This is a genomic window from Actinomycetospora sp. (genome assembly GCF_055612215.1).
In genome coordinates this window covers 1-10,038 of record NZ_JBVPVA010000904.1, presented here as the reverse complement: position 1 = coordinate 10,038, position 10,038 = coordinate 1, and the positions used below count along the sequence as shown (strand labels likewise).

The following is a 10,038-nucleotide window of genomic DNA, read 5'->3' as shown; positions in this document are numbered from 1 at the left end:
GCCGAGGACTGGACCGCCATCAGGTCCGGCGTCCCGCCGCGGGCCCGCTCCAGGCCGGGCAGCGTGGCCGCCGCGAACCGGGGCGCCGCGACGAGCAGGACCCGGACCGCCCGGACCTCCCGCGCGGTCTCGAACGGCGTGTCGAACGCCCCGCCCCCGAGGGCGAGCAGCCACGCCGTGGCCGCGACCGGCAGGACCAGCACCGCCACCAGCCCGACGACGAGCGCGCCCCGTCGGGCCGCCGCCACCAGACCCACCGCGACGAGCCCGAGCACGACGGCGACGACGACCGGGGTGATCAGCGGACGTTCCGAACCCAGCACCAGGACCGCCCCGTAGGCGACGGTCACGACCACGGCGAGGGCGGTGACCACCCGCGCCCCGGCCGTCCCGCGCACGTCCCGGACGTGGACGAACGCCACCCCGAGCGCGCCCGCGATCGCGGGCGCGAGCGTCGCCACGTAGTAGACGTTGACCACCGCGCCGGCGGTGAACGCGACGCCGTACGCGAGCAGCCAGAGCCCGAAGAGCAGGTACGCCGCCCGCCGCGGGTCGGTGCGCGGGGCGGCGCGCAGCGCCCAGAGCCCGACCACGACGGCGAGCACCGCCGCGGGCAGGAGCCAGCCCGTGGACCGCGCGAGGGCGCCGACGACCAGCCGGTCCCACGACGGACCCGCGTCGGTGCCCGGCGCGGTGAGCGCGAGGCCCTGCCCGGAGAGCACCTGCAGCGGGTTCTGCGCGCCGAGGCGCCCGAGGCCGTTGTAGACGAAGATCTGCTGCCACAGCGAGTCGTCGGTGCTGCCGTCCACCCACGGCCGCGCGGCCGCCGGGACCAGCGACACCGCCACCGTCCACGCCAGCGACACCACCGCCGTCACGACGCCGGCCGCCGCCGTCGCGCCGACCCGCCGCGGCCAGGTCCCGGGGCCCGCCACGAGGAAGGCCACGGCCAGTGCGGGCAGCACCAGCCAGGCGGCGGCCATCTTCGCCTGGAAGGCGATCCCGACGAACACCCCGGCGAGGGCGAGCCACCCCGCGGCCCGGCCGGACGGGAGCGCCCGCGCCGTGGCCCAGGTCGCGGCCACCAGCCCGAGGATCATCAGCGGGTCGGCGACGTTGCCGCGCCCGACGGCGATCGCGGCCGGGCTGAGCGCGAGGACGACCGCGGCGACGGTGCCCGCCGCCGGTCCGGCGAGGGCGCGCACGGCGAGGGCGAGGACGACGACGGCCGCGGCCATCTCGACGACCTGCGGCGCCACCATGACCCACGGCGCCGGGCCGAGGGCCCGCACGAGCAGCGCCTGCACCCAGAACGCACCGGGCAGCTTGTCCATCGTGACGGTGGCCGCGGGGTCGAAGGCGCCGAAGACGAACGCGTGCCAGTTCGAGGCCATCGCCCGCACGGAGGCCGCGTAGTAGGGCTCGAGCGGGTCGCGCGTCAGCCCCCACCCCGTCGCGAGCGCCGTGGCCAGGGCCGCGAGGAGGACCCCGGGCCACCAGGCCCGCCGTCGGGGTCCGGAGTCCACGACCGGCGGGTCGACGGCGGTCGTCGCGCTCATCGGGGGTCCTCTTCGGCGAGGTCGGGGTGGGCGGCCAGCCGGTCCAGGAGCCGGGCGGCGATGGCGAGCACGTCCCGCTCGGCGTCGGTCAGCTCGGCCAGCGCGCGGTCGAGCCAGGCGTCGCGGGGGGCGGCGTCCTCGGCGAGCGCCGCCCAGCCACGCGCCGAGATCGTCAGCGTGTGTTGACGACCGTCGGCGGGGTCCGGGTGCCGCTCGAGCAGGCCGTCGGTCGCCAGCGCCGCGAGTGGGCGGGTGAGCGCCTGCGGGGTGGTCCGGAGGCGCGCGGCGAGTTCTGTCGCGCGTTGCGGGCCGGAGTCCATGAGCGTGGCCAGGAGGCCGAGCTGGACGTCGGTGAGCCCGCCGCGGGGTCGTTGCGCCCGCAGGCGACGCGCCAGGCGCTGCACCGAGCGGCGCAGTGCAGCGACCTCGAGACTCATACGCAAGAGCGTACTAAGTTCGCGGATGCAAACCTAGTGGAGCAGCGTCGTCCCGATCCGCAGCACCTCGTCGACCAGCTCGACCCGCTCGAGCGGGACGCCGCCCGCGAGCCAGCGGGTCACGACGTGCGTCGTCCCGGCCACCACGAGGACGGCGGCCGTGCGCACCCGCTCCCGGTCGTCCGGAGGCAGCCGGAGCACGTCGTCGAGCACGAGGTCGGCGAACTCCTCCACCGCGGCATCGCGCCGTGCGAGGAGCCGCGGGTGGCCGGGCGCCTCGGCGTAGAGCCGGGCGATCCGCGGGTCCGCGTCCAGGGTCGCGGCGAAGACCTCCACCGCGGTCGCGGCCCGCGCGCGGCCGTCCCCGTCGATGCGGCGCAGCGCGGAGACGATCGAGGTGTGCAGGCTGCCGTAGACGCCGTCCGTCACGGCCACGAGGGCGGCGTCGCGGTCGGTGAACGTCTCGTAGAAGTAGCGCTTGGTCAGCCCGGCGCGGGCGCACACGGCGTCGACCGTGACCCCGAGGACGCCGACGTCGCCGATGACGTCGAGGCAGGCGGAGAGCAGTCGGGCGCGCCGATTCGCCTGGCGCTGTTCGGCGGTGGCTCCGCGGTAGGGCCGGACGGCGGGCGACACCCGTTCATGGTGACACGGATCTCGCCCGCCCCGTCGCGGCCCGCGACGGCTCCGACGGAACCGGTCAGGAATGCGCCTTGTGATAGGCCTCGCTGACCTCGGAAGGGATGCGGCCGCGCTCGGAGACCGTCATCCCCTGCTTACGCGCCCATTCCCGGATCGCCTGGTTCTGCTCGCGGTCGACCGACGCGCGGCCGCCCGTCCTGCGAGCGGCCGGGGCGGGCGCCGAGGCCGACGGGCGCGACGAGGAACGCCTGCGCCCGGAGAGCCGCCGCGCGTGCGCGATGTAGTCCTCGAGTGAACTCCGCAGCTTCGAGGCGTTCGAGTCCGACAGGTCGATCTCGTAGGTGGCCCCGTCGATCCCGAACTCGACGGTCTCGTCGGCCTCGGACTCGTCCAGGTCGTCCACGAGGGACACGACCACTTTCTGCGCCACGCGTCGATTTCCTTCCACGACCCCCGGGAGTCCGGGGATCGTGACGCCCCCACGTCGTGATCTCCGGAATGGTTCGCGGCGGAGCGTAAATGCGCGTGCCGTGCCGTGTCGAGTCGGGTGGCCGTGAACGTCGATCTCACGGGTAATCGTGTGGCCCGCGCGACCCGACGGAATACCGCGCGGGTGGGTTCAGTCGGGGACCGCGGACGCGTCCGGCACCACGACGGCGAACATGTCGGAGAGGGCCGCGAGGCTCGCGGACTGCAGGGCGGCGGCCGGGACGGTGCCGTCCGGTCCCGGCAGGGCCCGTGTGGCGGTGGCGCCGGCGACGACCGTCGGGGCGAAGCCGAGGGTGAACGCGCTGCGGGCCGTCGAGTTGACGCACATGTGCGTCATGAAGCCCGCGAGCACGAGGTTCGTGACGCCCGCCCCGCGCAGGTGCTCCTCGAGGTCGGTCCCCGCGAACGAGCTCGGGAAGTTCTTGACGACGACGTGTTCACCCGGCTCCGGGGCCACGGCGTCGACGATCGCACCGATCTCGGCGTGCGTGTCGTAGGGCGTCCCCGGCCCGGCCTCGTGCTGCACGTGCACGATCGTCGCGCCGACCGCGCGGGCGCGTCGGAGCAGGCCGGCGGCCTCCTCGATGGCCGGCTCGACGTTCTCGAGCGCCATGACGCCCCGGGTGTAGGTGTTCTGGAGGTCGATCATGACCAGAGCGGAGCCGGTCAGGGGCGCGGGCTCGCCGGACATGCCGGTCAGTTCGCGCAGGGTCGGGTTCGGGCTGCTCATGCGGGTCTCCTCGTCGAGATCGGGTGCGGACACACCGACGGGCACCCCCGGGTCGCACGCAGCGTGCTCGGGAGTGCCCGTCGGGCGCAAGGAGGGCGGGGGCTCACCGCCCTTCGAGGGCCCGCCATTCGTCGTCGGAGAACAGCCGCGAACGGATGATGAACCGGACGCCCTCGGGCGCCTCGACCGAGAATCCGCTGCCGCGTCCCGTGACCACGTCGACGGTGAGGTGGGTGTGCTTCCAGTACTCGAACTGGGAGCCCGACATGTAGAAGCCGATCGGCTCCAGTCCCTCGACCTCGAGGTCACCGAGGTGCACGTCCCGCTCGCCGATCTTGAAGTCGCCGTCCGGGTAGCACATCGGGGCACTGCCGTCGCAGCATCCGCCGGACTGGTGGAACATCAGCGGGCCGTGGATGTCGGTGAGCCGCACGAGCAGCTCGGCGGCCTGCGGGGACAGCGCGACGCGGGCCGTCGTCCCGGACCCCGGCACCTCCGGCACCTGCGCGGTGACGTCGGTGCTCGTGCTGATCTCGCTCATCGACCTGCTCCTCCCACCGGTGTTCCGCCCCCGATCAGAAGAAGCCCATGGCGTCCGGCGAGTAGCTCACCAGCACGTTCTTGGTCTGCTGGTAGTGGTCGAGCATCATCTTGTGGTTCTCACGTCCGATACCCGACTGCTTGTAGCCGCCGAACGCGGAGTGCGCCGGGTAGTTGTGGTAGTTGTTCACCCACACCCGGCCGGCCTGGATGTCGCGGCCGGCGCGGTAGGCGGTGTTGGTGTCGCGCGACCACACCCCGGCGCCGAGCCCGTAGAGGGTGTCGTTGGCGATCGCCATGGCGTCGTCGTAGTCGCTGAACTTCGTCACCGAGAGCACCGGCCCGAAGATCTCCTCCTGGAAGATGCGCATCGAGTTGTCGCCCTCGAAGACCGTCGGCTGGACGTAGTAGCCGCCCGAGAGGTCACCGCCCAGGTCGGCCCTCTCCCCGCCGGTGAGGATCCTCGCGCCCTCCTGGCGACCGATGTCGATGTAGGACAGGATCTTCTCGAACTGGTCGTTCGAGGCCTGGGCCCCCATCATCGTCTCGGTGTCGAGCGGGTTGCCCATCTTGACCTGCTCGGTCCGCTTGACCGCCTGGTCGAGGAAGTCGTCGTAGATGCCGCCCTGGATGAGGGCGCGCGACGGGCAGGTGCAGACCTCGCCCTGGTTGAGCGCGAACATCGCGAAGCCCTCGAGGGCCTTGTCCGAGAACGCGTCCTGGGCGGCGAACACGTCGTCGAAGAAGATGTTCGGGCTCTTGCCGCCGAGCTCGAGCGTCACCGGGATGAGGTTCTCCGAGGCGTACTGCGAGATCAGGCGCCCGGTGGTGGTCTCACCGGTGAAGGCGATCTTCCGGATGCGGCTCGACGACGCGAGCGGCTTGCCCGCCTCGACCCCGAAGCCGTTGACGACGTTGAGGATGCCGGGCGGGAGCAGGTCGGCGATCGTCTCGAGCAGGACGTGGATCGAGGCCGGGGTCTGCTCGGCCGGCTTGAGGACGACCGCGTTGCCCGCGGCGAGGGCCGGGGCGAGCTTCCAGATCGCCATGAGGATCGGGAAGTTCCACGGGATGATCTGCCCGACCACGCCCAGCGGCTCGTGGAAGTGGTAGGCGACCGTGTCCTCGTCGATCTGCGACAGGCCGCCCTCCTGGGCGCGCAGCGCGCCCGCGAAGTAACGCAGGTGGTCGACCGCGAGGGGGATGTCGGCGGCCAGCGTCTCGCGACAGGCCTTGCCGTTCTCCCAGCTCTCCGCGATCGCGATCTTCTCGAGGTTGGCCTCGACGCGGTCCGCGATCGTGATCAGGAGGTTGGCGCGCTCGGTGACCGAGGTCCTGCCCCAGGCCGGAGCGGCGGCCTCGGCCGCGTCGAGGGCCTTCTCGATGTCCTCCGCGGTCCCGCGCGCGACCTCGGTGAACGTCTCGCCGGTGATCGGGGTCGGGTTCTCGAAGTACCCGCCCTTGGCCGGGGCGACGTACTCGCCGCCGATGAAGTGGTCGTAACGGGGCTTGTAGCTGACGACGGAGCCGTCGGTGCCCGGGGCCGCGTACGTGGCCATCCCTGGTCCTCCCCACTCGAGTCGGGCAGCACGGGAGCCCGCGCCGCCTCCCTGTGGCGCTGCGCGCCACGTGTGACCCAGGACGCTACGAAGGCGGGGGTTGCACCGACGTTGCACGCGGACGCGGCGATCCGGGGCCCTGCGAACCGTAGGTGCGGCAGCATCGGACCCACGGGTGAGGCTTGCCTTCGTCGGAGCCGCCCCGCACGATGAGGGTCGGCACGACTCCACGGGGTGGTGGATGACGAGAGGTCCCGGTGGCACGGGGGCCGACGCGCAGGTCTGGGGCGACCCGGTCGAGCGGGCGGCCGTGCTGGCCCGTGTCCGCGACGCGGTGCTCGCCGGCGGGCGCGGCGAGGTCGCCCCCCGCGCGGTGGTCTCCGACTCCTGGCGCCGGTCACTCGCCGCGCACGTCGACCCGGACCACGGCGCGCCCACCCACGTCTACGACGAGGCCGAGCTCGCGGCCCTGCGCGAGTCCCATCCCCTCGCGCCGGTGCTCCCGATGCTGCGGACGACGCTGCTCGAGATCGCCGACGAGGCGATGCACGTCATGATCGTGACCGACGCCTCGGGGCACATCCTGTGGCGCGAGGGCGCCGCCGGGGTGCTGCACCTCGCCGACGACCTCGAGCTCGCCGAGGGCTTCCGCTGGAGCGAGGACTCCGCGGGCACGAACGCGATGGGCACCACCCTGGCCTCGGGCACCCCGGTGCAGATCCACTCCTCGGAGCACCTGGTCGCGCAGTACCACCGCTTCACCTGCGCGGCGGCCCCGATCCACGACCCCGACACCGGGGAGGCCGTCGGCGCGGTCGACCTCACCGGTCCGGTCCGTGCGTTCCACCCGAGTACGCTCGCGCTCGTCTCCGCCGCCGCGCGCCTGGCCGAGAACCACCTCGCCGCGCGTCAGGCCATCCGGGACGAGCGGCTGCGCACGAAGAACCTGCCGCACCTCGCCGGGCTCGGCGAGGCGCCCGGGGCCCTGCTCAGCCCCGCTGGTCGCGTGCTCGCCGCGACGCCGCACGGCTGGATCGACGACCGCGTCGAGCTGCCCGGCGCCGGTGGCCGGATCGCGCTCGGGGAGCGTGGCGAGGGCGTGCTCGAGCCGCTCGCCGAGGGCTGGCTGCTGCGCCTGGAGCGGACGTCGTCGGTCCGGCCCCGCCCGACGCTCGCGCTGCCCTTCCTCGGCGTGCCGCGCCCCGTCGCCCGGCTCGACGGGCGACCGATCCGCCTCGGCGCCCGCCACGCCGAGCTGCTCACACTGCTCGCCGCGCACCCCGGGGGCCTGTCCGCCGACGCCCTGGCCGTCGAGCTCTACGGCGACCGGGGCAACCCCGTGACCGTGCGCGCGGAGATGCACCGGCTGCGCGCGCTGCTCGACAGCGCGCGCAACGGCGCCGGCGTCGTGCGCACCGGCCCCTACCGCCTCGAGGCCCGGGTGGACGCGGACTTCCTGACGGTGCGCGACGCGATCCGCGCGGGCCGACTCCCCGACACCGGGCTCATCGCCCGCGGCGAGCTCCTCCCGACCTCCGACGCACCGGGGGTCCGCGCCCTGCGTGACGAGCTCGACGTCGGGGTCCGCTCGGCGGTCCTGCGCCGCGGCGACACGGCGGCGTTGTGGGCCCTCGCCCGGACCCCGGCGGGCCGTCGGGACGCCGAGGTCGTCGAGCGGCTGCGCCACGTGCTGCCGGTCAGCGACCCGCGCCACGCCGAGCTCGGTACGCCCGACTCCTGAGCACGCCCGACACCTGAGCGCGCCCGGCACGCGCCTGGCTGGGCCGCCTATCGCCGGGTGCCGCGCCGGCGTTCCTCCCGGGCCCGCGCGGCCGCCCGTACCCGGACGAACACCGCGCGGAGGCCCTGGAGCGTGAGGTCGGGGATCTCGTGGGTGACCGTCCGGCACTCGGGGGCCACCACCGGCGCCAGTCCGCCCGAGGCCACCACCGCCACCGGTCGTCGGCCCTGGCCGTCCTTCGCCGCGATCTCGTCCGACAGCCGCGTCACGAGCCCGTCGACCATCGCGGCCGCTCCGATCACGAGCCCGGCCTGCATGCTCTCCACCGTCGAGCGCCCGAGGGCGGACCGGGGGGCCACGAGCTCGACGGGGCGCAGTCCGGCGGCCCGCGCCGCCAGCGCCTCGGCCGACACCGCCACCCCGGCCGCGATCGCACCGCCGAGGAACTCCCCGGAGGCCGAGACCGCGTCCACCGTCGTCGAGGTCCCGAACACGACCACCACGCACGGGCCCCCGACCTGCTCGTGGGCCGCCAGGGCCTGCACGACGCGGTCGGCGCCGACCTCCTTGGGGTTGTCGACGAGCAGCGGCACGCCGGTGCGCACGCCCGGCTCGACGAGCACGTGCTCCACACCGACGAAGTGCCGGTCGAGCATGCCCCGCAGCTCGCGCAGCAGCGCGGGCACCGTCGAGAGCGCCGCCACCCCGTCGACCTCGGCCAGCAGGGGCCCGAGCATGCCCCGCACGGTGAGCGCGAGCTCGTCGGCGGCCGCCCGCCGCTCGGTGTGCACCCGCGCCGTCCAGCGGGCCTCCGGCCACCGCGCCGGACCCCCGCCCGCGACGACGGCCGCGGCCGGGTCGTCGTCGGGCGGGCTCGGGTAGAGCGCGAGCGCGGTCTGGGTGTTGCCGACGTCGATGCAGAGCAGCACCCGGGTCCGGCCCCTAGTTCAGCGCGGCCTGCGCCCGGGTGCCGGGCACGAGCAGCGAGGAGGCCGGGGCGTCGTCGGGGACGCGGGCCGGGTCGGCGGACTCGTCGAGCACCCGGTTGTGCTCGTCGACGAACACGACCCGCGGCGCGAACTCGCGCGCCTCGGCGTCGTCCATCTGCCCGTAGGCGATGAGGATGACCAGGTCGCCGGGGTGCACCAGGTGGGCCGCGGCACCGTTGATCCCGATGACGCCCGACCCCGCGTCGCCCTCGATGACGTAGGTCTCGAGGCGCGCGCCGTTGCTGACGTCCACGATCGCGACCTGCTCGCCGGGCAGCAGGTCGGCGGCGGCCATGAGGTCGGTGTCCACGGTGACCGACCCGACGTAGTGCAGGTTCGCGTCCGTCACCGTCGCGCGGTGGATCTTCGACTTGAGCATCGTGCGCAGCATCAGACTCTCCTCACGACGGACACGGCCGCGTTGTCGATCAGGTGCGTCGTCCCGGCGCGGGCGGCGATCAGCAGGCGGGCCGGCCCGATCTCCGGGGTCGGGCCGAGGTCGGGGTCGCGCAGCTCGACGTAGTCGACGTCCAGCGCCGGCTCGGCGTCGAGGACCGCGCGGGCCGCCTCGAGGACCGCCGCCGGGCCCTGCTCCCCGGCGTACTGGCCCGCCGAGAGCGCGGCCGAGATCGCGACGGCGGCCCGGCGCGCGTCGTCGTCGAGGTAGACGTTGCGCGAGGACCGGGCGAGGCCGTCCTCCTCGCGGACGGTGGGGACGCCGACCACGTGCACGTCGATGTCGAGGTCGCGCACCATCCGCCGGATGAGCGTCAGCTGCTGGTAGTCCTTCTCGCCGAAGAACGCGACGTCCGGCACGACGATGGCGAAGAGCTTGTTCACCACGGTCAGCATCCCGGCGAAGTGCCCCGGGCGGACCCGGCCCTCGAGCTCGTCCCCGAGCGGGCCCGGGTCGATCGAGGTGGCGAAGCCCGGCGGGTACATGTCCTCGACGTCGGGCGCGAAGACCAGCTCGACGCCCTCCTCGCGGCACATCTCGAGGTCGGCCTCGAACGCGCGCGGGTAGCGGTCGAAGTCCTCCTCCGGCCCGAACTGCCGCGGGTTCACGAAGATCGACACGACCGTCGTCGACCCCGGGATGCCGCGCGCGCGGCGCATCAGCTCGCGGTGCCCGTCGTGCAGGGCACCCATCGTCGGGACCAGGTTCACCCGCCGTCCGGCGCCGCGCAGCGCCTTGGTGACGCGGCGCAGGCCGGTCGGGTCGGTGTGGACGGTCAGGGCGTCCTTGGCGTAGCGCGGCCGGGCGCGGCCGGCCATGTCGTGGGTGCGCAGACTCGAGGGGCGGGTCACGGGGTAGGCCTCTCGAGGACTCCACGAACATCGTCGACGCCCTC

The 10,038-nt window shown here is 74.2% G+C and carries 11 protein-coding genes; 1 reads left to right on the top strand and 10 read right to left on the bottom strand.

The features are described from left to right. The 7 genes from AC0CYZ_RS24635 to exaC all read right to left on the bottom strand — a co-directional run. Positions 1-1,559 (bottom strand): ArnT family glycosyltransferase (locus AC0CYZ_RS24635; protein ID WP_472220236.1); only part of this gene is annotated, 1,559 nt, incomplete at its 3' end. After that, positions 1,556-1,996 (bottom strand): MarR family winged helix-turn-helix transcriptional regulator, encoded by a 441-nt coding sequence (locus tag AC0CYZ_RS24630; protein ID WP_472220234.1) that lies wholly within the window; start codon positions 1,994-1,996, stop codon positions 1,556-1,558. The genes AC0CYZ_RS24630 and AC0CYZ_RS24635, both read right to left, overlap by 4 nt. Positions 1,997-2,029: 33 nt before the next feature. After that, a complete protein-coding gene (locus AC0CYZ_RS24625) occupies positions 2,030-2,632 on the bottom strand; it encodes a TetR/AcrR family transcriptional regulator (protein WP_472220232.1) in 603 nt (200 codons plus the stop codon). Between the two features lie 64 nt (positions 2,633-2,696). Beyond that, positions 2,697-3,068, bottom strand: coding sequence for a histone-like nucleoid-structuring protein Lsr2 (locus AC0CYZ_RS24620; RefSeq protein ID WP_472220230.1), 372 nt, complete (start codon positions 3,066-3,068; stop codon positions 2,697-2,699). A 189-nt stretch (positions 3,069-3,257) separates the two neighbouring features. Beyond that, on the bottom strand, positions 3,258-3,857 hold the full coding sequence (locus tag AC0CYZ_RS24615; RefSeq protein ID WP_472220228.1) for a cysteine hydrolase family protein: 600 nt from the start codon (positions 3,855-3,857) through the stop codon (positions 3,258-3,260). A 103-nt stretch (positions 3,858-3,960) separates the two neighbouring features. Continuing rightward, entirely contained in the window at positions 3,961-4,398 is a 438-nt protein-coding gene (locus AC0CYZ_RS24610) for a DUF779 domain-containing protein (protein ID WP_472220226.1), read from the bottom strand. Positions 4,399-4,432: 34 nt separating this feature from the next. After that, positions 4,433-5,956 carry an acetaldehyde dehydrogenase ExaC gene (exaC, locus tag AC0CYZ_RS24605; protein WP_472220224.1) on the bottom strand — a complete coding sequence of 508 codons (1,524 nt, stop codon included), beginning with the start codon at positions 5,954-5,956 and terminating at the stop codon, positions 4,433-4,435. A 241-nt stretch (positions 5,957-6,197) separates the two neighbouring features. On the opposite strand from exaC, the gene AC0CYZ_RS24600 reads away from it, so the two are divergent. After that, the gene (locus tag AC0CYZ_RS24600) at positions 6,198-7,697 is read left to right on the top strand and encodes a GAF domain-containing protein (protein ID WP_472220222.1); all 1,500 of its coding nucleotides are present in this window, start codon (positions 6,198-6,200) and stop codon (positions 7,695-7,697) included. Positions 7,698-7,744: 47 nt separating this feature from the next. Here the strand turns inward: AC0CYZ_RS24600 and AC0CYZ_RS24595 are convergent, their stop codons facing one another. Genes AC0CYZ_RS24595 through panC form a run of 3 tightly spaced genes read right to left on the bottom strand, consistent with a single transcriptional unit; the run spans position 7,745 to position 9,961 of the window. Further along, positions 7,745-8,626 carry a type III pantothenate kinase gene (locus AC0CYZ_RS24595; RefSeq protein ID WP_472220220.1) on the bottom strand — a complete coding sequence of 294 codons (882 nt, stop codon included), beginning with the start codon at positions 8,624-8,626 and terminating at the stop codon, positions 7,745-7,747. 13 nt (positions 8,627-8,639) lie between these two features. After that, positions 8,640-9,077: an aspartate 1-decarboxylase gene (gene panD / locus AC0CYZ_RS24590; protein WP_472220218.1), complete on the bottom strand. Its 438-nt coding sequence runs from the start codon at positions 9,075-9,077 to the stop codon at positions 8,640-8,642. Further along, positions 9,077-9,961 carry a pantoate--beta-alanine ligase gene (panC, locus tag AC0CYZ_RS24585; protein ID WP_472220238.1) on the bottom strand — a complete coding sequence of 295 codons (885 nt, stop codon included), beginning with the start codon at positions 9,959-9,961 and terminating at the stop codon, positions 9,077-9,079. Before panC ends, panD begins: the two co-directional genes overlap by 1 nt. Positions 9,962-10,038: the final 77 nt, after the last annotated feature.

What these genes read in the sequence shown, in the direction of transcription:
- AC0CYZ_RS24600 (WP_472220222.1), top strand. Translation starts at nt 6,198, where the DNA reads ATGACGAGAGGTCCCGGTGGCACGGGGGCCGACGCGCAGGTCTGGGGC.
- AC0CYZ_RS24630 (WP_472220234.1), bottom strand. Translation starts at nt 1,996, where the DNA reads ATGAGTCTCGAGGTCGCTGCACTGCGCCGCTCGGTGCAGCGCCTGGCG.
- AC0CYZ_RS24615 (WP_472220228.1), bottom strand. Translation starts at nt 3,857, where the DNA reads ATGAGCAGCCCGAACCCGACCCTGCGCGAACTGACCGGCATGTCCGGC.
- panD (WP_472220218.1), bottom strand. Translation starts at nt 9,077, where the DNA reads ATGCTGCGCACGATGCTCAAGTCGAAGATCCACCGCGCGACGGTGACG.
- AC0CYZ_RS24610 (WP_472220226.1), bottom strand. Translation starts at nt 4,398, where the DNA reads ATGAGCGAGATCAGCACGAGCACCGACGTCACCGCGCAGGTGCCGGAG.
- panC (WP_472220238.1), bottom strand. Translation starts at nt 9,961, where the DNA reads ATGGCCGGCCGCGCCCGGCCGCGCTACGCCAAGGACGCCCTGACCGTC.
- exaC (WP_472220224.1), bottom strand. Translation starts at nt 5,956, where the DNA reads ATGGCCACGTACGCGGCCCCGGGCACCGACGGCTCCGTCGTCAGCTAC.